Genomic DNA, 24,230 nt, shown 5'->3' with positions numbered 1-24,230 from the left:
TGGGTCAACGGATGACGCTCTTTGCTCACGCACACACCTCCATCGCCTGAGAGATGTAGAAGCCCGTGTGCACACGGCCGATCTTACGCAACTCGCGCTCTGTGATTTTGGCGAGCTCCAGGCGCAGCCGGTTTTCAGATATCGGGATGATCGCGGGCGACCTGTCGGACCGGGGGAACGCCTTGCCCGCCACATGCATCGCGCTGAGCATCGGTGTCTGCGGTGCAATCGTGAATGCGATTTTCTGCCAGACGCGTGGGGCCAGCTCCCCCAGCATCCGCGCCATGTCGGGTGCGCGGTAGTGGATCACACTGTCCATCGCGATCGCATAGTCAAAGCGGCCATGCACGGGATCCAACATGTCGCCCGCATGAAAACTGATCTTGTCCGCAAACTCGGCAGGCATCCGCTTGCGCGCAACCTCAAGCAGCGATGGGGAGATATCGACGGCCACAACCTCCGCACCCCGTGCGGCCAGCTCAAAACTCATCTGCCCTGCCCCTGCGCCAGCATCGAGCACCCGCGCACCGCTCAGATCGGCGGGCAATGCATCGAGCAGCATCGCGCGCATTTCATCACGCCCGGCGCGCACCGTTGCACGAATCTTGCTAACCGGCGCATCGGAGGTCAGCGCAGCCCAGGTCTGACTTGCGGTCTTGTCGAAATACGTCTCAAGCCGCGCGCGCGTGTCCAGATAGTTGTGGGACGATTGGTCAGACATCAATCAAATCCCAGCAATTCAAAGATATCACGGTCGGGCAGCGGAGACGGCGCCATTGGCTCCGTCCCATCCCAAAGCAGCTTGGCCAGCCGGACATATTCCGCTTGGACAGCGGCGATATCGTCGTCGAGATCCATCTCGAACAGCGTCTTCTTTTTCAGCCGCGACCGACGGATCGCATCGAGATCAGGAAGGTGTGCGAGCCGGTTGAAGCCGACCGTTTCGCAGTAGCGGTCCACCTCATCAGTCTCGCGCGAGCGATTTGCGATGCATCCTGCAAGACGCACGTTGTAGTTCTTCGCCTTTGCCTGAACCGCCGCGATGATACGGTTCATTGCGTAAATGCTGTCGAAGTCATTCGCGGTGACGATGACAGCACGGTCCGCGTGTTGAAGCGGGGCCGCAAATCCGCCGCAAACGACATCGCCCAACACATCGAAGATCACCACGTCGGTGTCATCGAGCAGATGGTGCTGTTTCAGCAGCTTCACCGTCTGGCCGACCACGTAGCCACCGCACCCGGTTCCGGCAGGCGGGCCACCCGCCTCTACACAGCGCACGCCGTTGAACCCCTCGTAAACGTAGTCCTCGGGCCGCAATTCTTCAGGGTGGAAATCCACGTCTTTCAGAATGTCGATGACCGTCGGGACGAGCCTGCCTGTCAGCGTGAACGTGCTGTCATGCTTTGGGTCGCACCCAATTTGCAGAACGCGGTGGCCAAGCTTTGAGAAGGCGACGGAGAGGTTCGAAGATGTGGTGGATTTACCGATCCCGCCCTTGCCGTAAACGGCGAACACCTTTGCGCCCTCAATCTTGGTCGAAGGATCCTGATGGACCTGCACCGACCCCTCACCATCCTGACCGCGCAGGTTCGGAATACCTTTATCAAGCGGGCTCATGGGTCTTTCCTTTCTGAATGCGAAGCTCGATCAAGCGCGCGCGTTCGCGCAGCATTTTCGCGTTTTCGCGTAATCGCATGGCATGGACGCGTTGCGCCTTCACACGCGCTGCAAGTTGCGCATTTCGATGCCAGGCTTCTTCAAATTCACGCATACTCATTGCGCTGCCACTCCTATGCCTTCGAGGTGATCCTCAAGCTCGTCAGCCCCTTGCTGCAAAGCTTCCAGCGTCTCAGCATCGGGCTGCCAGTACTCCCGCTCATGTGCTTCGAGCAGACGATTTGCCATCCGTGCAGAGGCGGCCGGATTGAGATCAGCCAATCGGCGGCGCATCTCCTCATCCAAGACAAATGTTTCGCTCAACCGCGCATAGATGCTCGGATCGACCTGTCCTGTCGTCGCAGACCAACCCAGCGTGTTGGTCACATGCGCCTCAATCTGGCGAACGCCTTCATGCCCATGTTTCAGCAGGCCTTCGTAGAATTTCGGGTTCAACGTGCGGGCGCGGCTTTCCAGAGCAATCTGGTCGGACAACTTGCGCACCTTGCCGTCGCCGCGCGTCTGGTCGCCGATATAGACCTCCGCTTCGGCCCCCTTCGCGCGCTTAACCGCACGCGAAATACCGCCGAGCGTGTCGAAGTAGTGATCAACGGACGTGACGCCCAGTTCGACGCTTTCGAGGTTCTGATAGGCAACGTCCACATCCGTCAGCGCCGTTTTGAGCAATTCAGATTGCCGTGCTGGTTTCCCATCTGTTCCGTAAGCAAAGCACTTCCGCGCCTCATAGGCGTCGGCAAGCTCATCCTCTGCCTCCCACGCACCGGCATCGACCAACTGGTTCACGTTCGAGCCATAAGCCCCTTCCGCATTCGAAAACACGCGAAGGGCCGCTGTCTTTAGATCGACGTCCATCTTCTCAGCGTAGGCCAGCGCATGCGCCCGAATGAAATTCATCTCGAGTGGTTCATCGGCACTTGCAGCGAGCCATGCGGCTTCCGCCAGCAGCTTCGTCTGCAATGGAAGCAGGTCACGAAAAATGCCCGAGAGGGTCATGACCACATCGATGCGCGGGCGGCCCAGTTCAGCGAGCGGGATCAAATCCGCTCCAGCCAGTCGTCCGAAACTGTCAAAGCGCGGTTGCGCCCCCATCAGCGCGAGCGCCTGCGCAATCGGACCACCGTCTGATTTGATGTTGTCCGACCCCCAAAGCACGAGGGCGATGGACCGAGGCAAGACCGGATGCGTGGCCAGCAGCTTTTCCATTTGCCGGGCGCCATCGGCCATCGCAAAGGCCGTTGGCATGCGGAATGGATCAAACGCATGCATGTTTCGCCCTGTAGGCAGAATGTCGGGATTTCGGATCAAGTCACCACCGGCGACAGGTCGAATGAACTGTCCCCGCAACGCGCGCAGCAACGCAGGCGTCTCGCTGTCGTGCTGTAGTTCGAGATCGATCCGCGCCAGCGTGTCGTCATCCTGGTCGGCCACAACGTCCAGATGTGCTGCGCGTTGATCCGTGGTCATCGGTCGTCCGACGACATGCAGACCATCGGTCATCAGTGCGTCTTCGACTTCAAGCAATTGAAGCCACAGGGTTTCTGGCGCGCCGCTCATATCAACGGCCTCGGCCTGAGTTGCGATCAGCTCTTCAAGTTCAACTGCCTCTGCCGCCCCGGGCTCCAGCCCGCGCCACCGGTCCAGGCTCTCCCGTAATTCGAGCAGTCCCTTGTAAAGGCCTGCCTTCGCAAGCGGCGGGGTCAGGTGGCTGACAATGACAGCCCCTGACCGCCGCTTGGCCAATGTCGCCTCGGAGGGGTTGTTGGCGGCATAGAGATATACATTCGGCATGTCGCCGATCAGACGGTCCGGCCAGCAGGCCGCGCCCGTACCGGCCTGTTTGCCCGGCATGAATTCCAACGCGCCGTGCATCCCGAAATGCAGCAAGGTGTCGGCACGATAGCTGTCGCGCAGCCAGCGATAAAAAGTGGAAAACGCGTGGGTGGGTGCGAACCCGCTTTCAAAGAGCAACCGCATCGGATCGCCCTCATATCCAAACGCAGGCTGCACCCCGACAAAGACATTGCCGAGATCCACGCCCAGCACGAAAACCTCGCGCCCATTGCTTTGAATCTTGCCAGGTGCCGGGCCCCACTGCGCCTCAATCTCAGCCAAGTGTGGCTCAGCGCTTACGATGTCGGAGGCTGGCACGCATGCTGCGACATTGGCCTCCTGCCCGTATTGGGCCGAATTGCCAGCAAGGACCGCCGCGCGCAAATCGTCGACAGTGTCTGGCACATTCAGTGTGTAGCCATCCGCCTTCATGGCGAGCAGCACGTTGTGAAGGCTCTCAAACACGCCCAGATAAGCCGCCGTTCCGATCGCACCGGCATTCGGCGGGAACCCGTAAAGCACGATGCCGACCTTGCGCGTCGCCAGTTCCGCCCGACGCCGATGAACCTGCTTTTCAACCTTGCGCGCCAGCAGGTCGATCCGCTCGTGACACGGGGCCATTTCTTTCAGCAGGCCGCGGGCTGTGCAGCGATGGGCACACCCATCGCAGCCCAATTGCCCGTGACGACCACCGAACACAATCGGGTTCGTCGCCCCGTCAATCTCAGGCAGCGCAATCAGCATCGTCGTCTCAACCGGACCGAGGCCGGAGGCGCTTTCGGACCACTGGCGCAGCGTTTGAAACTCAAGCGGATGCGCCGCAATGTAGGGAACATCCAGCGTGGCCAGCGTGTCCTGCGCCGCCGCACTGTCATTATAGGCTGGCCCGCCGACCAGACTGAACCCGGTCAGCGAAACGAGAGTGTCCACCTTGTCCTGATGATAGGCACTGATCGCAGGCCGCCCGTCCAGCCCGGCAGCGAAGGCCGGAATGACGTTCAGCCCCCGTGCCTCAAGGGCCTCGATCACCGCATCATAGTGCGCGGTGTCACCGGCCAGCACATAGGACCGCATCAACAGAAGGCCGACGGTCCCCTTGGTGCCCGTGCGTGGCAACGCAGCCGCATCGGTCACAATGCGCTCTGACAACGCAGGATGGTAGAGACCGGTATCGGGATATTCGACAGGCGCAGGTACCGTACCGCCCCGCCAGTCGTCCGGCGTCGCATAGCGTGAGATCAGAAAGCGAACCAAGGCTTCGACATTGTCGTCCGACCCGCCAAGCCAGTACTGCATGGCCAGGAAATAGGCGCGAAGGTCCTGCGCCTTTCCCGGAATGAACTTCAGGATACGCGGCAGGCGGCGCAACATCGCCATCTGCTTTTCGCCGCTGGCCCCGGATGGCTTCTTTGAGCCGCGCAACCGCTTGAGCAGTGCCATCACACCACTTGCCGGTTGGCTCATGTCGAGCCCACCCAGCTTGGTCAGATTCACAATCTCGCCCGCGGCGATGCACCCAACGACGGCATCTGCATCTTCGCGTCGCGCAGCGATCGCCGGGGCAATCGCCTTCACGTGCTCTTCGAGGAAGAGCAGATTTGCAATCACGATATCAGCTGTGGCGACCGCCTCACGCGCCCGGTCAAGCGCGCCACCGCTTTCACCCCATTCCGCAGCCGCGTGGACAGAAACCGAGACGCCCGGAAAATCCCGCGCCAGCGCGTCCTGCGCCCGCGCAGCTGGGCCCGCCGCATGCGCGTCGAGGGTGATGATCACCACGCGGTACCCCGCATTTATGCCGGTATCATCGCGCAAAATGTGCTTTCGCTTCATAAAGCGTATCGACCGAGATCGAGGCGATCCCCTGCTCGGCCGCAAATTTCTCTGTGTTGCGCCGGGCTTTGCCCCGGACAAAGAAAGGTACTTTGCGCAATTCGCGTTCGGCATCGTCCAGCCAAATCACGTTGTCGCCCGAGCTTTGAGCGACCTCCTTTTGTGCCGCATGCCCTGCATGGTGGCTCGGCCCTGCTGCGTCATTGAACTCGAAATCATCGCGGAACATATGCAGCAGGTGTTCTTCCAGCCCCATGACGAGCGGGTGCACCCACGTGTCGAACAGGACATTGGCCCCCTCCCACCCAACTTGCGGGGAATAGCGCGCGGGGAAATCCTGGACGTGAACAGGGGCTGAGATGACGGCACAGGGGATGCCCAATCGCTTGCCGATATGGCGCTCCATCTGGGTGCCGAGAATCATCTCGGGTTGCGCGGCCTCAATGGCTTTTTCGACCTCAAGATAGTCATCTGTGATCAACGCCTCGACGCCATAGTCGCGAGCAAGGGCGCGGATCGGACGGGCGAATTCGCGATTGAAACACCCCAACCCGACAACCTCGAAGCCCATTTCATCGCGCGCAACGCGCGCAGCGGCGGCGGCATGGGTTGCATCCCCAAAGATGAAGACACGCTTGCCGGTCAGATAGGTGCTGTCGACACTGGCCGCATACCAAGGTGCGCGCAAATTGCTTTCATCAGGTGCGCAGGCAAGGCCAGTGATCTCAGCCAGCTCAGACAGAAAATCGCGGGTGGCGCCAACGCCGATCGGCACCGTTTTCGTGTAGGGCTGGCCATGCTCACGCTCAAGCCAACGCGCAGCTTCCTCACCACATTCGGGGTAGAGCAAGACGTTGAAATGTGCAGCGCCCAGCCGCGCGATGTCCGCAGGGGAGGAGCCCATCGGGGCCACCGCGTTCACGCTGATCCCGATCTCTGCCAGCATCTTTTCAAGCTCTGCGACGTCGTCACGATGGCGAAAACCAAGGCCAGTGGGGCCAAGGATGTTGCACGAAATCTCTGGCGTCCGATCAACCTTTCGCACCAACGCGCGGGCAATCTGGAAGAACGTTTCGGACGTGCCGAAATTTTCCTTGCGCTGATAGCTCGGCAACTCCAACGGGATGACAGGTACGGGCAGACCCATGCTTTCCGACAGGCCGCCAGGATCGTCCTGAATCAGCTCAGCAGTGCAGGAGGCCCCGACGATCAGTGCATCCGGCTTGAACCGCTCATAAGCGTCGCGGCAGGCCGTCTTGAACAACTCGGCCGTATCTTCACCCAAATCCCGGGCCTGGAACGTCGTGTAGGTCACCGGAGGGCGCTGGCCCCTGCGCTCGATCATGGTGAACAGCAGATCGGCATAGGTGTCGCCCTGTGGCGCATGAAGCACGTAGTGAACGTTCTCCATCCCTGTGGCGACACGCATCGCGCCGACATGGGGTGGACCTTCATATGTCCAGATCGTCAGCTTCATACCAGAGCCTCCCGCCGCCTGAGAGGACGCGCAAAGAGGCTCGCAAGATCACCGGCCTGCTCATATCCATGCACCGGGGTGAAGACGAGTTCGATGGCCCATTTCGTGGCAAGCCCTTCTGACTCCAGCGGATTTGCGAGCCCAAGGCCACAAACCGTCAAATCCGGGCGTGCGGCGCGGCACCGGTCGAGTTGTTTATCGACGTCCTGCCCTTCGCTCAGCATCGGACCAGCCGGGATCAAATCAAGATCTGCACCGACGACCCCCTTGTGAATGAAGGGCGCACCGATTTCGATCGCGGTCATGCCGCACTCACGCGTCAGGAACCGGGCCAACGGAATTTCAAGCTGGCTGTCGGGGAAAAAGAAGATCGACTTGTCCTGCAACGTCGCGCGCGCTGCCGCCACGGCCTTCACCGCGCGGGCATGCGGAGCAGCCGTCACCCTCTCAAACAGCTCGTCGGACACGCCATAGGTATCCGCGATGGCACGCAGCCATGCCGTCGTGCCTTCCGCCCCAAATGGGAATGGAGCCTCGATCATCTGTGCCCCACGTCGCGAGAGAGCGGCAGCCGTGTCACCCAGAAACGGCTGGGCCAGCACAAAGCGCGTATTGGGTCCAATGCGCGCCATTTCATCTGCGCGACGTGACGGCAGCACATGAACCGTCTCGATCCCGAGTGCGCGGATCAGATCTGTCAGTTGATCCTCAACGACATCCGGCAAAGCGCCAACGAGGACAAGTTCCGCTGCATCGGTCGCCGGCATGCCCGGCACCATTGCCTCAAGGCACGCGTCTTCGCCTTGCGTGAACGTCGTCTCGATACCAGAGCCGGAGTAGTTCAATACACGCACATGCGGCGCGTGGCGCTTGGTCAAACGTTCCGCCGCCCGGCTGAGATCTAGCTTGATCACCTCGGACGGACAGGAGCCAACCAGAAAGAGCTGCCGGATGTCGGGACGACGCTCCAGCAACTGTGCGACCTGTGCATCAAGCTCATCATGCGCGTCGGCCAGCCCCGCCAGATCCTTTTCCTCAAGGACGGCCGTGCCAAAGCGCGGCTCGGCAAAGATCATCACCCCGGCCGCGGATTGCAGCAGATGGGCACAGGTGCGCGACCCCACCACAAGGAAGAATGCATCCTGCATCTTTCGGTGCAGCCAGATGATTGAGGTTAAGCCACAAAAAACCTCACGCTGACCGCGTTCCTTTAGAATCGGTGTATCGCGACAGGATTGCGCTGGGATTTCCCTTAGAGGGCGGTTCACGCTGGCACCGCCGATCCCAGCCGCGCGGCCCGAAGTTTCAAAACGAACTGCGCCGCGTTGAGCACGTAGAGCGCATAAGCCGCGACGGCCAACCACATCAGAGCAGATGGCGGGAGCAAACCACCCAGCAAAGCCACGATGTAGGCCGTATGCAGCGCAATCACGGCAAAGCTGACCATGTCCTCCCAGAAGAAGGGCTCTGCCAGAAGGTATTGCCCGAACACGACTTTCTCCCAAATCGCGCCGGTGATCATGATGATGTAGAGAAAGCCCGTCTTGATCAGGATCGAGACCGTCGCGATCTGGTACCCCTCCCCGGTCATCAGGTAGCGGCAGACCAAAACAAGTGACACGGCGAAGGCTACAAACTGCAATGGCGCCAGCACACCCTGCACCAGCGTCCAGACCGTTTCATCACGGCGCGCCCGCTGTTCGGGCGTATAAAGCGGTGCGATCTGAGGCGAGCGCGGCTGCGTGGACCGCATAAACTGTCCTTTCACTCAAGCGTTCTGAAACCGTACCCGTCGCCTGACAAATGTGTCAACCTTGACTTACAGTATTGTATTTACGCTGGCGCGCGACCAGGGAATTGGCCCTGGACCCTAATGAATATTGGCCTACATCCGAGATTTCTGTCAGACTTTCAGGACAAAAATTACTGTCAAACTGAACTGACATTGCCGTCAAAAGGACTCACACTCCGCGACGGTATGGTGTAGGATCAACATGCAGGGCGGACCAACCGCCCGAGATTGGGAGACGGCATTGGACGGACCCGGATTTAGCGGCAACGGGGGTTCCCCCGGCGGCAGGCGGCGCGATGTGATCGCGCTCGCCCGTCAGGCGCTGTCCAAAGTCGCCCGGCGTGATGATCTTTCAATCGGGACGACAAAGGCAGAACACGTATCGGCATTTTGCGCTGCGCTGATCTCGCCTGACGAAAGTGCCTACACCCAGATCCTTGCCAAAATCGGTGCCAGCGGTGTTGGACAGCGGGAACTTATGGATGTTTACGTCCCCTTCGCGGCGGAGATGCTGGGCGCGGATTGGGCGGATGACTATCTGGGGTTTGCCGAAGTCAGCGTCGGCTCCTCACGTCTAAACGATATCATTCGTTCAGCAGCGCTCACCGACTATGACTATCGCGGCACCGCGATCCCGCTCGGCCACCGCGCGCTGATGATCGTACCGGCCGAGGAGCAACACAGTCTCGGCGCCTTCATTGCAGCCAATCAATTCCGCAAACATGGCCTTCGGGTCCATATGTCCATCGCCCATTCGGCAGAGGAAGTCTCGGCGCTAATCGACGAAGAACGCTATTCCATGATTGGCATTTCCGCAGGAAGTCACAAACTCGTTGATCCCATCCAAAAACTTGTTGAATTGATGCGAGAATGGAATAGGGACATAGGACCTGTCATACTTGGGGGTGCGATTACGCGCCAGAACCTCGATGTCGCGGACAGTACAGGCGTGGACTTGGTCAGTTCCAATCCGCGGGAAGTTATGAAATTCTGCGGGTTCCGGTCGCAGATGGAACGGAACGATGAACGCGATGTTGGAGAAGCGCCGTGAAGCGGGGACCTGATCTTTGACAGTCACGGAAGAGATGCGTTGGAATGACGGGCGCGGCCCGTCCATCGACCCGAATGCGGTGCAGAGCATTGTCGCCTCTGCCTGCGACATCTGCATGTCGGTGGATCGCGCGGGCAAGATCACGGGGATCGCGGTTGGCCCACATGCACGCTCCCTCGGCCTGCTCGACCATTGGGTTGATCGGAATTTGCGTGAGTTCCTGACACCAGAAAGTATCGACAAGTTTGACCGTCGGATGCCGCAGATCGAAGCTGGCGACCGGCAGGGCTATCGCCCTATCGAACTGAACCACGCCGACAACGCGTCTTGGGAATTCCCGGTTCGCTACGCCATCACCGATAGTGGCGTGAATGATGAGCTATTGCTGCTGGGCCGAGACTTGCGCGCACTGGCCGAAGTGCAACAACAGCTGATCACGGCGCAGATGTCGTTGGAACGTGAGTTCGAGACGTTCCAGCAAACCGAAACTCGCTACCGCGTTCTGCTCGAAATGACTGAACAGGCGGTGATATTCGTCAATCTTGAAACCGGGCGGATCGTAGATCTGAATGGGGCGGCGGCGCACGCGCTGCACACGGATAAGAAGTCACTGCAAAACGCGGCATTCGATCAGGTTTTCAACACGTCGGGTCGCAATGCGCTGCTGGGTCAGCTGCAAAGCCGGTCGGGCGCAAGTGCTCCAGCGGATTGGGTGCGCGCAACCATTCGCCGCGGTTCAGAAGATGTCTTGTTGGGCGCCGTAATGTTCCGTGCAGGATCCGACAGGATGCTGAAAGTCTCGATCCGTGAGATTGCGCCGGAATCCGGGGTGGCCGAACAGCTCGACACCTCGCTGCGGCAATTGTTTACACTTGGTAGCGACGCCGTAATCTTCACCGATCCGCGCGGTGTTATTCGCCTGGCGAATGAGGCCTTCCTCAGCTTGGTGGACGAGACCCAGATCGGTGATGTGCGAGGGCTATTCATTGCGGACTACCTCGCCCGAGGTGGCATTGATCAAAAAGTGCTGCTTGAACACGCCGAACGACAAGGCAAGATGCGCGTCTATACGATGCGTCTTAGCGGTAAGTTTGGCAAGGAAACGCCTGTCGATGTCGCCGCGGTCGCTCTTGAGCGGGGAACGCCGAGCGGCTTTGGCTTCGTGATCCGCCCGACGGCCCGCACGGAAACTCTGCGAGAGGCGCAGCCCTCCCCCGAAGGGGATCGCGGTGTCATGGAGCTTGTCGGGTCATCCCCTCTGCGCGACATCGTGGCGGAAACGACCGATGTGATTGAGCGTCTGTGCATCGAAACGGCGCTGGACCTGACCAACGACAACCGTGTCGCAGCGGCAGAGATGCTGGGCCTCTCGCGTCAGAGCCTTTATGTCAAATTGCGTAAGTTCGATTTACTGAAACGCGCCGACGAGAGCTGAGTTTCAGCTTGTTCCCAATCTACCTGTAAGGCTAGACTGACACCATGAGTGTCACGTCTGAGAGATATGTTCGGCGCTGGCCGGATCCCGCGGCTTTGCTGACCCTGATCAAACCGATCACATGGTTTCCGCCGATGTGGGCATTTTTGTGCGGTGCGGTGTCGTCCGGCGTTGCTTTTTCAGGCCATTGGCCGCAGCTCGTGCTGGGGATCGCCCTGGCAGGGCCCATTGTCTGCGGGATGAGTCAGGCGGCCAATGATTGGTGCGATCGTCACGTTGATGCGATCAACGAGCCGGATCGCCCGATCCCCTCAGGACGCGTTCCCGGCCACTGGGGTCTTTGGGTCGCGCTTGCCATGTCTGCCCTTTCGCTGATCGTGGGATGGTTCCTTGGCACATGGGGTTTCGTCGCGACGATTGTCGCAGTTCTGTGCGCGTGGGCCTATTCGGCGGAGCCGGTTCGGCTAAAGCGGTCCGGGTGGCTTGGCCCAGGATTGGTCGGTTTGTGCTATGAGGGCCTGCCCTGGTTCACAGGGGCAGCGGTATTGAGCGCGACGTTGCCCTCGACACCGATCCTGATCATCGCAGCACTCTACGCCATCGGCGCACATGGCATCATGACCCTGAACGATTTCAAAGCGTTGGAAGGGGACCGCCAGATGGGCGTGAATTCTCTGCCCGTTCGCCTCGGCCCTGAGCGCGCGGCGAGGGTTGCTTGCTGCATCATGGCGGTCCCTCAGGCTGTCGTGCTCGTGCTGCTTTTTGCATGGGGCGCACCGATCTTTGCCGTCGCCATCGCGATCGCGCTGCTTTTGCAACTGCTTGCGATGCGCAGGATGCTGGGCGATCCCAAGGCGTTGGCGCCTTGGTATAATGCAACAGGTGTAAGCCTTTACGTATCCGGCATGATGGTCGCAGCGTTCGCCCTGCGCGGGATGGAGGCGCTCTGATGCTGACCTGGCTGTCCATCATTCGGCTGGGATTGATCCAGATGGCTCTGGGATCAATCGTTGTCCTGACCACCTCCACACTGAATAGGTTGATGGTCGTTGAGTTGGCGTTACCCGCCGTCTTGCCGGGCTTTCTGGTGGCGCTGCATTACGGCATTCAGATCAGCCGCCCGACCATGGGCTTTTTCTCGGACATGGGTGGACGGCGCACCCCGTGGATCATCGGCGGCATCGCCATTCTTGGACTGGGCGCAGCGCTCGCCAGTGCGGCCGTAGCACTTTTCGCAAACAGCTTTGTGCTGGGGCTGGGCATTTCGGTTCTCGCCTATGCCATGATCGGGCTGGGTGTCGGCGCGTCGGGAACGTCTGTTCTTGCCCTTTTGGCGAGTTCCACGGCACCACGACGGCGGGCCGCTGCCGCAATGGTCACCTGGCTGATGATGATCGCCGGCATCGCTGTGACGGCGGGTGTGGTCGGCAGTTTGATCGATCCATATACGCCAATGCGCCTCTTCGTGATCTCCGCAGGTGTCGCGGGTGCTGCGCTTGTCCTGACCGTCCTCGCAATCATGGGAATCGAACGCGGATTGGCAAAGCCTGTCAGCGACAGAGCGGATGTCCCGTTCCGCCAAGGCCTGGCAGAGATTTGGGCCGAACCGCGCGCACGGCGCTTCACCCTTTTCGTTTTTCTGTCGATGACCGCCTATTTCATGCAGGAGCTGATCCTTGAGCCCTATGCCGGGTTGGTCTTTGCATTCACACCCGGCCAATCGACCACCCTTTCTGGCGCACAGAATGGCGGTGTCTTTGTCGGCATGTTGCTGGTTGGGATTGCCGCAAGTGGGCTTCGCATTGGCGCATTGCGCACATGGGTGACAGGGGGCTGCATCGCCTCCGCTGCTGCCCTTCTCGCGATTGCAGCCATCGCGCCCATGGGGCCCGGCGCACCTCTCCTTCCCTTGACGGTCCTTTTGGGCGCTGCCAACGGCGCGTTCGCCGTGGCAGCGATTGGCACGATGATGCAACTCGCCAGTGAGGGCCGCAGCGCGCGGGAAGGTACGCGGATGGGTCTGTGGGGTGCTGCGCAAGCCCTTGCGGCAGGGTTCGGCGGTTTGGCCGGGGCGCTCGCCGTCGACGTGATGCGCGCCCTGTTGCCCGCACCGGGTACAGCCTTTGCGACTGTCTTCATTGTCGAAGCCTTCTTGTTCCTGGCCGCCGCCATCATGGCCTGGCGTGTCATTGATGCCCCAAGCCGACCAACGGCCCCACAACTCGTACCGGGAGAGTGAGCATGCAATATGATGTGATCGTCGTTGGGGGAGGACCGTCCGGGGCCACAGCAGCGTCCCGGCTGGCACGCGAGGGACGCACCGTGGCGCTCTTGGACCGGGACGGCCGCATCAAGCCATGTGGTGGCGCAATTCCACCGCGGCTCGTGCGGGATTTTGACATCCCCGATCACCAGCTGGTCGCACGGATCAATACCGCGCGCATGATTTCACCCACGGCGCGCAAGGTCGATATCGCGATCGAGAACGGATATGTCGGAATGGTGGACCGCGAGCATTTCGATGAATTCCTGCGAGTGCGGGCCGAGACCCATGGCGCGGAGCGTCTGACCGGCACCTATCTTCGAATTGAAAGGGACGCAGCCGGCCCCAGCGTTGTCTATCGTGAAAAGGCCAGCGGTCAGGAAAAGCGGATCAGCGGCAAAATCGTTATCGGCGCAGATGGCGCCCGCTCAAACGTAGCGCGCAGCGAGGTTCCAGGCGGCGACACGATCCCCTACGTGATTGCCTATCATGAAATCATCGCCTCCCCTCAATCCGAAGATTACGATCCGGCCCGATGTGACGTGATCTATGACGGGCAAATCTCACCCGATTTTTATGGCTGGGTTTTTCCCCATGGGCCGCAGGCCAGCGTCGGCATGGGCACTCAGGTGCCCGGCGTCGACTTGAAGGCCGCGACAGCCGATCTGCGTCGCGCCGCCGGGTTAGAAAGCTGTGAGACAATACGTCGCGAGGGCGCGCCGATCCCGCTCAAACCCCTCGACCGATGGGACAATGGGCGCGACGTGGTGCTGGCTGGTGACGCGGCAGGGGTCGTGGCCCCGTCGTCTGGTGAAGGCATTTACTACGCTATGGTTGGCGGCGATTGCGCGGCTGAGGCTGCAATGGCCTGTTTGGCAAGCGAAAATCCCGCGAAACTCGCCATCGCCCGCAAACTGTTCATGCGAGAGCACAAGACAGTGTTCAAAGTGCTCGGCGCAATGCAGGACGCCTATTACAAGTCAGACGAACGGCGCGAACGCTTCGTGTCTCTGTGTCATGACCTGGACGTTCAGCGCCTCACCTTCGAGGCCTATATGAACAAGAAGCTTGTTCGTGCCCGTCCCATGGCGCATCTGAAGATCATGCTCAAGAATATCGGGCATCTGACTGGCATCCTCAGGGCGACATCATGAACACGGAAATTCGGATACCCGCTTGGGAGAATGGCACGCTGGTCGCCCGGGGAAAGCTCGACGTGCACCAACGCGGCCTGCGCCACCCGGCGGTCTCCGTCTTCGTGGTCGCGGACGGACGCATTCTTATGCAACGGCGCGCCCTGCACAAATATCACACGCCCGGACAGTGGGCGAACACCTGTTGTACCCATCCACATTGGGAAGAGGATCCGCTGACCTGCGCGATCCGACGGCTCGATGACGAATTGGGCATCCGGGGGCTGACGCCGGACTATCGTAAGACTGTCGAATACCGCGCAGATGTCGGCGGCGGTCTGACGGAACATGAAGTCGTGGACATTTTCGTGGCCGAGACCGACGCCTCGCTTCCGATGGATTTGAATCCAGACGAAGTTGCAGAGGTGCGCTGGATGACGCTGGACGAGCTGCGGGCCGATATTACGGCGTCTCCGATGAGCTACACACCATGGCTTCGCATTTACCTCGAAGAGCATGTCGCCGGGATCTTTGGCCCGGTCTGATCCCCCTTTGCAATGCGGTAAAGGCTGTCGCTGCGCAATCCAACAGAGCGCACGGGGCACTTGCGTTGCTTAGTGCTGGCACTTCTTCGCCTTCCCCCCTCTCAACCAGCGTTGCCGCCAAAGTGATGCGAAGGAACGCACTCCGGCCGGAGGCGACAAAAAGCGCCGGGCCCGCGGCAGCGGAACCCGGCGCAACGATCTGTCGGTGGAAAAGGGGAGTAGAAAAGACCGACAGACCTACCAGTCCCGCACGCTACAGGACTGGACGAAAAAGGGCCGGAGCGTTTCCGCCCCGGCCCGATCCCTTATTCGTAGACAGGGGCCTCGCTTGACGCGAGCTCTGGCCAGTCGGAGACCATGTCCATCCCACCAAGTGGTTGCTGTTGACCAAGGTGGCATGTCCGACATGCCGCCTTCGGCGCATCGGCGTGAACCGGTCCGAGCCGTTCAGCCGGATACACGTCCGCCAACGGGATGAGATAGTCGAGGTTCAACTCCTGAACCATCGCTATCCCCAGCTGCGCCGTGCCATGCTGCGGCGTCACCTGATCGTAGTCATAGAACGCATTGGTGTTGTGACAGAACGTGCAGTTCACACCCAACGAATTCGAGAAATAGTTCATCAGGCTATAGGTCCGCTCCGTATCCTGAATGGACGCGACCTCGACCCCAGGCGTGCCGGACACGCGCGGCTCCAGATCATGCACGGCGATTACGCCATAGTCTGCGAGGAACACGCTCAAAGCGTCTGAGGGCAGAGAGGTCGAACCACTCAACGACGTTGCGCGGTTCTGGACAGCAGCCCAGCCTTCGACAACCTCATTGATAGGGGTGAGGTCGAACCAGATCCCCTCAGGCACATTCTGTCCACGGTGGCAGGTGTAGCAGTTGACGCCCACCTCTTCCCCGACATGGATGTTCCAGTTCTCGTTAATAGACTGGGTCATCTGGATCATGCGACGGGCAACGACCTTGGGATAGTACTCGTCAGAGGCGAAGTTGCCTTCCTCTCCGTGGCAGTAGGCGCAGCCTTGCTCTGGGCTGACCCACTCGGTCATTGCTGCCATCAGACGGTTGAAGTTGCCGTCCGGCACGTTGCCGAGCACCTGGACATTCTCATAGATATCGCCAGCCAGCGGCTCATCCTCGAATACCTCATAGGGTTCTTCCGAGAAGTAGGCGACCATTTCAGGCGTCGCCTCTCCAGCTTCGATGTCAGAGACAAATTCGACCACGCCCATCCCCGTGCCACGCGGCCCGGTTTGCTGGGTTTCGGTCGGGATCGGATTGCCCCAGGTTACGATCAGGGCGGCCGCAAAGACCCCTGCCCCAACCACACCGATCACAATCGCAGGTCCAAACACGTTGGTCGGATTATCTTCGACCCACTTGTTATACCATTTGAAGTTGAACATCTCAGTTCCCTCCCGCCTGGTAGGCTTCGTAGCCATAGGCACCGTCATAGGCCGGAGCGAAATGGTGCTCGATGGCCCACAGATACCAGTTGTCGACGACGGTTCCTGTCAGAAGGATGCCAATGCCGCCCGTGATCGGGGTGAGCACCGCAAACCACCACGCCCAGCGGTGAATGCCCTCCATCGTGGCGTTGAAGCCCATGGTCCAGCGCCAGAAGAGTGCCGCACGCTCGGTCGCCGTGCCGCGATCGTAGATCTGCTCCAGCTCGCGATCACCGCCGAGGCGCGTGACGGCGAGGATCGTCGCGCCGTGCATGGCAAACAGCAGAACCGATCCATAAAGGAACACGATCGAAAGCGCGTGGAACGGGTTGTAGTAGAGATTACCGTATCGAATGGAGAACGCAGTGGTCCAATCGAGGTGCGGGAAGATGCCATAGGGCACAGCCTCCGCCCAGGAGCCCATCAGGATGGGGCGGAACAGGCCCAGCACAAGAAACAGCCAGATCGCCGCACCAAAAGCCCAGAAGACGTGCTTGCCCATCTTTTGTTTCGCCGCCAGTTCCCACGCCCGGGCCCAGAAAGCCATGACAGAGACGAGCAACAGGAACGAACAGATCAGATAGGCGCCCCCTTCATTGAGCGGCGGCATCACGGTCAGCCCATATTCAGGTCCCGGAGGCTCAAGCGCCAGCCAGAAGCCTTGCCGCAGGAATTCCGGGATCGACCAACCGACCTGCGCCAGCATCGAAAACCCGATAATGTTGATGGCAAGCGTTCCGGTGATCAGCGAGATGATCCCGAACCAGCCCAAATGGATTGGACCGAGCTGTGCGTTGCCAATGGCCCCCAGCAGCCGGGAGAAACCGGTCGGCCCTCCACGCTCGCTGGCGAGTCCTTCGTCATTGTCCATGCCCCATTCGACTGGACCCTGAACCTGGATCTGATTGAAGATATTTTGATACTCAGCCATGGCTCAAAGTCCTCCCTGACCGGGCCAGATCGGCAGCTCAAGCCACCAGTTCCACCACTCGGGCCAGCCCTTGGTCCACACAGGGCCTGAGATGATGATGCAGATTGCCGACCAGAACCCGGCATTGAGCGCGAGCAGCAGCCCCACGCGGTGAATGCCCAAGGTGCCGACGGAGTAGCCGATGTAATCCCGGAAGAATGTATCTTCATGATCCGGCGTCTTGGCTTCCTCACCCTTCTCAGGGTTGGCAGCAGACAGGATCAGCGCTCCATGCAAAGCCAGCGCGAAGGTCGTCGTGAAGAAGAACGTCACAGCGAGCATATGTGCGGGATTGTAGTGGAAGTGCAGATAGGCATACCCCGTGTTCGACACCCAATCGAGGTGACTGAAGATCCCGTATGGGAACGCGTGCCCCCAAGCCCCCAGCAGCATCGGACGGAACACAACAAGCGTCGCATAGGCGAAGATCGCAAAGCTGAAGGCGACAGGGACATGATATCCGATGCCGAGCTTGCGGCTGATCTCAACCTCGCGCAGCGCCCAGCTGATGAAGGCGCCGAGTGCACAGATCGTAATGATCTGCCACAACCCACCTTCGGCCAGCGGCGCGAGACCCAGCCCGTATGAAATATCGGGTGGCGCAATATTGATGAGCCAGGGATTGAACGTTCCCTGCAGGGCAGCGCCCCAGAAAATGAGGATCGTTCCGAGCGCGGCAAAGAATGCCGTCGTTACTCCGAAAAAGCCTACATAAAACGGACCGACCCAGAAATCGAACAGGTCGCCGCCAATCAGCGTCCCGCCCCGGACGCGATATTTCTTTTCGAAACTGAGCATGGCCATAGCGTTTTCTCCACGTTTGACGGCGCGCGCGGCGACGCGAGGCTCGCCGTCATCGTCTTGTTGGATTGCCGCGGGCGGCAGGACTGTTCCTGTCGCCCGCCCGCAGCGGTTCTTTGAAACTGGTAGGAGATCGTGGTCCGGCCCGAAGACCGGGCGCGATCACTCGGCCATCGCGGCGAGTTCGAACCAGTTGTAGTGGTCGGTGCTGAGCAGGACGAGGTGAATCATCGCTGCCAGCAGGAAGAGGAAGACCCCCTGCGCCACGAAAACGCGACGCGGATCAAAGATCAGCCAGATCTTGTAGAACTTGCTCATGCTTCAATCCTCCTCAGAACCACGGACGCCAGATAAACACGGCGAGATGAGCGACGACTGCGATGCCTGAAAACAGGATCAAGCCGCTCATGTACACGTCGTGCAGTTCTTGCGCCTGCTCGTCGGTGAGACCCGTGAAGGACAGGTCAGTTGAATCAGCCATAAACTTTCCTCCGGACAGTTAGACTGTTGCCGTGCGACCCACGGCGGTACCGAATGCGGGCTGAACCCCCGCATCGGGTATCCGACTGTCCGAAGACAGTGCGAATGACGGGTTCCCTGCTCATGCAGAGAAAATTCTGGGCGTGATCTCTGCCGCGGTGCACCAGGCGTGGCGCAGAACGCCCCGCTCTGCGACCAGCGGTGCTGGCCTTACGAGGGCCGATGCCCACTGCAAAAGCGCCACCGGCAGGGCAAGTGCCAGGATCAGCGAAAAGTAGATGGAGTATTCCAGACCGCGCGCTCGGCGGCGGCGGGCAAAGTCCTGCGGGGAACCAGTGCTCTCGATGGTCATGGGGTTTCTCCTTCGGTTGAAACGGCCCCGGCAGGGCGCAGGGCGGCGACGGTCGCGCGATCAACGCGCGCCTCTCCGGCTTCGAGTGCGGCACGCTCGGCAGCGTCACGCAGGCTCTTCGCCGCAGAAATTCGGGTAAGGACGGGGTGCTCAGCCACGATCCGGTCGAGCAGCGCCTGTGCGTCAGCGTCCCAGGGTAGGTCGCGGCGCAATGTGGTGGGGGTCGCCGCAGCGCTGTCCATTTCGGATGCAAGCGGCAGAATGTGGAACAGAGCGTCGAACAGGCCGTTACACACTTCCTGAAGCAGATAGGTCGCCCCCGCATACCCCATGAAGGGCGTGCCCGTGGCGCGCCGGATCGCAGCCCCGGGGAAGCTTGCGGGGATGTAGGTGGGCTGGGGGCCGTGGCCGCCGCCCATCTCGGCCAGATACATCTTTTCGTTTATCGACCCGAGCACGACCAGCGGCCGCTTTGCGTGAATCAAGGACCGCACGGCATCATTGTCGGTCTTCCGACCGGCGACACGTGGTGTGGCGATCGCACAGGGCAGGCCCAGTTCATCTTCGAGATAGGCGCGAATGCCCCGCGTATAGGTCTCGTTCGCAACCACCGCGAAAGACGCCGTCGCAAAGAAGTCCTGCGTGACCGATCGCCAAAGATCCCAGACGGGCTTCAGCGTCGAATGCTTTTCGCGCTCAATGAAGGGCTCAGGATCAAGGTCGAGCAGCGACCCCAAAGTGCGCAGGAACCGCGTAGTGCTGTCCACGCCGATGGGCGCTTGCAGATAGGGCTTGTTCAGCACCTCGCACAGACCACGTCCGAACTCGCGATACATCACGACATTCACATCGGCATTCACCAGGTCGCGCATTTCCGCAACATGGGCGCCCAGCGGCATGACCATGTTGATCTCGGCGCCGATCCCCTCGACCAATCGACGGATCTCTGCAAGATCGGAGGGCATGTTGAACGTGCCATACATGGGCCCGAGGATGTTGACCCGGGGCTTTGCCCCCTCTTCGCGCTTCTTCTCACGCGGCATCCGGCCCTTGGTCATTCCGAATTCGGTGAAGATCCAGGTCATCGCACGGTCAGCGGCTTCCCACTGATCCTCGTCGATTGTCCGGGGCAGGAAGCGCTGGATGTTCGTACCCATCGGCGTGACGCCGCCGCCGATCATTTCTGCAATCGAACCGGTGACGACAACGGCAGGCAACGCCGGATCAAGTGTATCCCAGGCGCGCTTCATCGCACCTTCGGTCCCGTCGCGCCCCAACTCTTCCTCACCCAATCCGGTGACAACGATGGGCAGCTCATGGGGTGGAAGGCCATCAGTGTAATGCAGAACGGACGTGACAGGCAGGTTCTCACAGCCGACCGGACCATCGACAACAACCTGCAGGCCCTTCGCTGCGCAGAACGCGTAGACCGCGCCCCAATATCCGCCTGCGCGATCGTGATCCTGGATCAGCATGGACACACCCCCGCCACTTTGCTCGGAAAATACCTCGCGGGGGTCTGGGGGCGCGAAGCCCCCGGTCGTGAACATGCCCGACCAGGCGTCCGCATATGGCTTGCGCCAGTCGCTTTTCCGCCAAGCGGCGAGATATGAGATCCTGCGATGTTCATATCATCTCGGCGGCCTTTGCCGCCCTCGCCTGTTTGTCGAGTTTCTTTTGATGCGCCGCACGGAAATCGGGGCGCAGGTTTGGAGCGCCTTCCCAGACGCCCGCAGTATCCCCGGTGCCCACGCCCTCGAAGAAAGCCTTCATCGACGCCATGCGGTCCCGATTGCCCATCGCCGCATTGACGACCTGTTGAAGGGAGCCTGCACCAGCCGGCCCCATCAATGGCCGTGCGGAGATGAGGTTGGTAAAATAGAGCGAGGGAACACCCAACTCCTTGGCCTTTTGCACAACCGGTGTTGTGCCGATGGCCAGGTCCGGCTTCACGCCTTCCATCGCCGCGAGATCATCCTCCAGCGACGCACGGAATTTCACCTTCACGCCACGCGCCTCAAGCCACTCCCGATCGGCAGCGGACCAGGGTGACGCGGCACAGGCCGTACCGACATAAGGGACCTGCGCACCACTCTCGATGAGCAAGCGTGCCACGAGAAGCTCCGATCCCTCATAACCCGACAACGTGATCGTCCCCTCAATCCGCGCACCTGCCAGCGCGCCCTTGATCGCTGGCAGAAAGGCGTTTTGTGAGGCGGCAACGGCATCCGCAGACGATGCAAACGCGTCACCGATCGCCGCAAGCCAGTCTGCCGTGCCGTCCAGACCGACAGGCGCCGAACCGATAACGGGTCGTCCGGCGGCCTGAAACTCTCGCACTGCCGCAGTATAGAAAGGATGGATGGCCGCTACCGCGCCACAATCGAGCGCGGAATAGAGTTCGCGCCATTCACGGCACGGAACGACCGGCCCCGCAGCAAGACCCATCGGGGCCAACATCGCGCCGATCATCACCGGATCAGCCGGGAACATCTCACCCAACAAACTGACTGTGGGACGGTCACTCATCCCCGCTTCGGGAGCAGCGACGGGTCCAGCCTCAATCTCCTGCCGTGCATAATTGAGCATGGCACCCGCAAGCACGTCCTTGGCTTCCGCATGGGTCGGAATGCCAAAGCCCGGCACGTCGATGCCGACGATGCGCACACCGTTGATCTCATCGGGCAACAGGCGCAGCGGCACCCCGCTGGCTGTGGGCACGCACAGGTTGGTCACAACGATAGCGTCGTATTTCTCCGGATCCGCCTGCGCGTGCACCGCATCGCGGATATCCTCGAACAGCTTGCCGGTCACAAGCGTCTCAGAGTTGAACGGCACATAGCCGACCGAGCGGCGCGCCCCGTAGAAATGGCTCACGAAGGTCAGGCCATAAACGCAGCACGCCGACCCGCTCAGCACGGTCGCAACACGGCGCATCCGCAAGCCCACGCGCAGGCTGCCAAAGGCCGGGCACATGCTCTGCGGTTTATCATGGGGGCCCGTCGGATAGTCGGCGGCATATTGGTCGAGAAGCTCGGACTGCCCGGCCTCCCGCGCTGCGCGTTCCATCTCTGATGTGGACGCACAGCCCATCCCTTCGGCATCCACTGCCGAAGTGGTCTGTACCTGATCCGGGGTTTCGCGCCCCCGATCCGTATGCCCGTCAGACGTTGTCATAAACGACCTCAAGGCTCTGCTTTGGTGCGGCGTTCTTACCGCGCATGTCTTCATCGGTGGCCGGCACCAACACGACATCGCCGCCGGTATCCTTACTGTCGAAGAGGCCCAGCAGGCCGTCCTGATCGAGCGGCTCCGGGCGCATCGGCGGCGCATCGGCGACCTGCACACCCAACTCGGCGAAGAGCGGGCCCCACTGGCTCTCCATAGAGCCGACGATCTGGTAGTTCGCTGATTTCTTGCGCAGATCGTCATCCTGCGGAATGGCTGCAAGGATCGGAATATCGACCGCTTCGGCAAAAGCTGCAGCCTCGCCCGTACCATCATCTTTGTTGATGACGAGGCCCGCGACGCCCACATTGCCACCCATCTTGCGGAAATACTCCACGGCAGAGCAGACATTGTTGGCCACGTAGAGCGACTGAAGATCGTTTGACGCGACGAGGATCACCTTCTGCGCCATGTCCCGCGCGATTGGCAGGCCGAAGCCACCGCAGACCACGTCGCCCAGAAAATCGAGCAGGACGTAGTCGAAATCCCAGTCGTGGAAGCCGAGTTTTTCCAGCAGCTCGAACCCGTGAATGATCCCGCGCCCGCCACAGCCGCGACCCACTTCAGGGCCACCCAGCTCCATCGCATAGACGCCGCCGCGCTTGAAACAAACGTCGCCGATCTGGACCTCTTCACCGGCAAGCTTCTTGCGGGTCGATGTCTCGATGATCGTCGGGCACGCCTTCCCCCCGAAGAGCAGCGAGGTCGTGTCCGACTTCGGGTCACATCCAATCAGAAGCACGCGCTTTCCCTGCTCGGCCATCATGTGGCTAAGATTGGCGAGCGTGAAAGACTTACCGATGCCACCTTTGCCGTAGATCGCGATGATCTGGGTCTTCGACGTCGGCTCTGCCTGAGGCACTTCCAGCGTCGGCTCCGCCGCTTCCGCGCGAAGGCGGTCGTGGTGCGTTTCCATGGCATCGTCGCGCAGATTTGGAACGTCTAAGGTCATGCGTCGCCTTCCCAGTCGAGGATCATTTTGAGGCACGAAGAATCGTAAAATGCTGTTTCGTAACCTTCTTTCGCCGCATGAGCCGGACGGCGATGCGTAATCAGGCCGGAAAGACTCAGCAGACCGCCCTCAATCAAATTTCGCGTGGCAGCCAGGTCATCAGGTGTCCACTCCGCTGCGATGCGCAGACGTGCTTCCTTCATGAAGGCCAGCGGAAATGCGAAGGAGATCGGCTCGGGATAAAAGCCACACAGCACAAGCTCGCCGCCTTTGGCCAACCGTCCGATCAGGCTTTCGATCAATTTGGCGTCGCCGGTTGCGTCGTAGATGCAGGTGTAGTCGCGACGCGGATCATCTTCCGGGCGCAGAACCTCATAACCCTCTTGGCCGTGCATGCGGCTCGGCTCAATCTCCCAAACCACGGGCTTTGCCCCCGCAGCGATCGCAAGACGTGCGAGCAAACGTCCGACGACACCATGGCCCACAATCAGTTCGGGCAATTCGCAGCGCAATCCGGCCATCGCATGCCGGGCCGTGGCGGCCAGTGCGAGCAAAGCACCCTCGGCGCCCATCCCTGGATCAACGGGAATAAGGCGCTCGGCCTTCGTTGTCAGTGTCGAGGCCGCAGCGCCAAATAGCCCCTTAACGGGACCGTAGCAACTGGCCCCTGGCACAAAGACGGTGTCGCCAACGCGCAGCGAATTCGTACCGCGTAGCTCGACAACCTCTCCGACAGCCTCGTAGCCGGGAACGAGCGGATATCCCATGCCCGGAAATGGCGGCATGTCCCCGCTCCAGAACAACTTTTCGGTTCCGGTTGAAACACCTGAGTGCCGAATCGCAACGACAGCGTCACCTACATCCGGCGCATCCATTGCAATCGACTGAAGGCTGAGATTTCTCGGCCCTTCCAGTACGATAGCATTGGTATGCAGTGTCATATTGATACTT

23 protein-coding genes are annotated in these 24,230 nt (G+C 60.5%); 6 read left to right on the top strand and 17 right to left on the bottom strand.

Going from position 1 to position 24,230, the window contains the following annotated elements:
• Window positions 1-25: 25 nt before the first annotated feature.
• The 7 genes from bchM to bchF are packed head-to-tail and all read right to left on the bottom strand — an operon-like array spanning window position 26 to window position 8,573.
• Window positions 26-721, bottom strand: a complete 696-nt coding sequence (gene bchM / locus POI8812_RS06530) for a magnesium protoporphyrin IX methyltransferase (RefSeq protein WP_108781755.1) — start codon at window positions 719-721, stop codon at window positions 26-28.
• Window positions 721-1,620, bottom strand: coding sequence for a ferredoxin:protochlorophyllide reductase (ATP-dependent) iron-sulfur ATP-binding protein (gene bchL / locus POI8812_RS06525; protein WP_108781754.1), 900 nt, complete (start codon window positions 1,618-1,620; stop codon window positions 721-723). Before bchL ends, bchM begins: the two co-directional genes overlap by 1 nt.
• A complete protein-coding gene (locus tag POI8812_RS17635; protein ID WP_162844934.1) occupies window positions 1,607-1,780 on the bottom strand; it encodes a hypothetical protein in 174 nt (57 codons plus the stop codon). The genes bchL and POI8812_RS17635 overlap by 14 nt, the downstream gene beginning before the upstream one ends.
• Entirely contained in the window at window positions 1,777-5,343 is a 3,567-nt protein-coding gene (locus POI8812_RS06520) for a magnesium chelatase subunit H (RefSeq protein WP_108781753.1), read from the bottom strand. Before POI8812_RS06520 ends, POI8812_RS17635 begins: the two co-directional genes overlap by 4 nt.
• Complete coding sequence (gene bchB, locus POI8812_RS06515; RefSeq protein WP_108781752.1) at window positions 5,315-6,820, bottom strand: ferredoxin:protochlorophyllide reductase (ATP-dependent) subunit B; 1,506 nt, start codon at window positions 6,818-6,820, stop codon at window positions 5,315-5,317. The genes POI8812_RS06520 and bchB overlap by 29 nt, the downstream gene beginning before the upstream one ends.
• Window positions 6,817-8,088, bottom strand: coding sequence for a ferredoxin:protochlorophyllide reductase (ATP-dependent) subunit N (locus POI8812_RS06510; RefSeq protein WP_108781751.1), 1,272 nt, complete (start codon window positions 8,086-8,088; stop codon window positions 6,817-6,819). The genes bchB and POI8812_RS06510 overlap by 4 nt, the downstream gene beginning before the upstream one ends.
• On the bottom strand, window positions 8,085-8,573 hold the full coding sequence (bchF, locus tag POI8812_RS06505; RefSeq protein ID WP_108781750.1) for a 2-vinyl bacteriochlorophyllide hydratase: 489 nt from the start codon (window positions 8,571-8,573) through the stop codon (window positions 8,085-8,087). Before bchF ends, POI8812_RS06510 begins: the two co-directional genes overlap by 4 nt.
• Window positions 8,574-8,910: 337 nt before the next feature.
• Between bchF and POI8812_RS06500 the strand changes: the two genes are divergently transcribed.
• From POI8812_RS06500 to idi, 6 genes are read left to right on the top strand one after another with little or no spacing between them, the layout of a single operon-like run.
• On the top strand, window positions 8,911-9,663 hold the full coding sequence (locus POI8812_RS06500; protein WP_162844933.1) for a cobalamin B12-binding domain-containing protein: 753 nt from the start codon (window positions 8,911-8,913) through the stop codon (window positions 9,661-9,663).
• A 16-nt stretch (window positions 9,664-9,679) separates the two neighbouring features.
• The gene (gene ppsR / locus POI8812_RS06495) at window positions 9,680-11,098 is read left to right on the top strand and encodes a transcriptional regulator PpsR (protein WP_108781748.1); all 1,419 of its coding nucleotides are present in this window, start codon (window positions 9,680-9,682) and stop codon (window positions 11,096-11,098) included.
• A 44-nt stretch (window positions 11,099-11,142) separates the two neighbouring features.
• Complete coding sequence (gene chlG / locus POI8812_RS06490) at window positions 11,143-12,048, top strand: chlorophyll synthase ChlG (protein WP_108781747.1); 906 nt, start codon at window positions 11,143-11,145, stop codon at window positions 12,046-12,048.
• Entirely contained in the window at window positions 12,045-13,337 is a 1,293-nt protein-coding gene (locus tag POI8812_RS06485; RefSeq protein WP_108781746.1) for a BCD family MFS transporter, read from the top strand. Before chlG ends, POI8812_RS06485 begins: the two co-directional genes overlap by 4 nt.
• A 2-nt stretch (window positions 13,338-13,339) precedes the next feature.
• Window positions 13,340-14,515, top strand: coding sequence for a geranylgeranyl diphosphate reductase (locus POI8812_RS06480; protein ID WP_108781745.1), 1,176 nt, complete (start codon window positions 13,340-13,342; stop codon window positions 14,513-14,515).
• The gene (gene idi, locus POI8812_RS06475; protein ID WP_108781744.1) at window positions 14,512-15,039 is read left to right on the top strand and encodes an isopentenyl-diphosphate Delta-isomerase; all 528 of its coding nucleotides are present in this window, start codon (window positions 14,512-14,514) and stop codon (window positions 15,037-15,039) included. The genes POI8812_RS06480 and idi overlap by 4 nt, the downstream gene beginning before the upstream one ends.
• 305 nt (window positions 15,040-15,344) lie before the next feature.
• On the opposite strand, the gene pufC is transcribed toward idi, so the two are convergent.
• From pufC to bchC, 10 genes are all read right to left on the bottom strand, one after another.
• A complete protein-coding gene (pufC, locus tag POI8812_RS06470) occupies window positions 15,345-16,454 on the bottom strand; it encodes a photosynthetic reaction center cytochrome PufC (RefSeq protein WP_108781743.1) in 1,110 nt (369 codons plus the stop codon).
• 1 nt (window position 16,455) lies between these two features.
• Window positions 16,456-17,427 carry a photosynthetic reaction center subunit M gene (gene pufM, locus POI8812_RS06465; protein ID WP_108781742.1) on the bottom strand — a complete coding sequence of 324 codons (972 nt, stop codon included), beginning with the start codon at window positions 17,425-17,427 and terminating at the stop codon, window positions 16,456-16,458.
• 3 nt (window positions 17,428-17,430) lie between these two features.
• Complete coding sequence (pufL, locus tag POI8812_RS06460; RefSeq protein WP_108781741.1) at window positions 17,431-18,270, bottom strand: photosynthetic reaction center subunit L; 840 nt, start codon at window positions 18,268-18,270, stop codon at window positions 17,431-17,433.
• A 159-nt stretch (window positions 18,271-18,429) separates the two neighbouring features.
• The gene (gene pufA, locus POI8812_RS06455; protein WP_108781740.1) at window positions 18,430-18,585 is read right to left on the bottom strand and encodes a light-harvesting antenna LH1, alpha subunit; all 156 of its coding nucleotides are present in this window, start codon (window positions 18,583-18,585) and stop codon (window positions 18,430-18,432) included.
• 13 nt (window positions 18,586-18,598) lie between these two features.
• Complete coding sequence (gene pufB, locus POI8812_RS06450) at window positions 18,599-18,748, bottom strand: light-harvesting antenna LH1, beta subunit (RefSeq protein WP_108781739.1); 150 nt, start codon at window positions 18,746-18,748, stop codon at window positions 18,599-18,601.
• 120 nt (window positions 18,749-18,868) lie between these two features.
• Entirely contained in the window at window positions 18,869-19,099 is a 231-nt protein-coding gene (pufQ, locus tag POI8812_RS06445) for a cytochrome PufQ (RefSeq protein ID WP_108781738.1), read from the bottom strand.
• Window positions 19,096-20,574 (bottom strand): chlorophyllide a reductase subunit Z, encoded by a 1,479-nt coding sequence (bchZ, locus tag POI8812_RS06440; protein ID WP_108782497.1) that lies wholly within the window; start codon window positions 20,572-20,574, stop codon window positions 19,096-19,098. The genes pufQ and bchZ overlap by 4 nt, the downstream gene beginning before the upstream one ends.
• Before the next feature lie 151 nt (window positions 20,575-20,725).
• Window positions 20,726-22,192: a chlorophyllide a reductase subunit Y gene (gene bchY / locus POI8812_RS06435; protein ID WP_245895348.1), complete on the bottom strand. Its 1,467-nt coding sequence runs from the start codon at window positions 22,190-22,192 to the stop codon at window positions 20,726-20,728.
• Window positions 22,193-22,262: 70 nt separating this feature from the next.
• Window positions 22,263-23,279 (bottom strand): chlorophyllide a reductase iron protein subunit X, encoded by a 1,017-nt coding sequence (locus tag POI8812_RS06430; protein WP_108781736.1) that lies wholly within the window; start codon window positions 23,277-23,279, stop codon window positions 22,263-22,265.
• Entirely contained in the window at window positions 23,276-24,214 is a 939-nt protein-coding gene (bchC, locus tag POI8812_RS06425) for a chlorophyll synthesis pathway protein BchC (RefSeq protein WP_108782496.1), read from the bottom strand. The genes POI8812_RS06430 and bchC overlap by 4 nt, the downstream gene beginning before the upstream one ends.
• Window positions 24,215-24,230 lie beyond the last annotated feature (16 nt).

Origin of the sequence: Pontivivens insulae (assembly GCF_900302495.1) — a bacterium.
Taxonomy (GTDB): Bacteria; Pseudomonadota; Alphaproteobacteria; order Rhodobacterales; family Rhodobacteraceae; genus Pontivivens; species Pontivivens insulae.
This window is presented reverse-complemented; position numbering and strand designations above follow the sequence as displayed.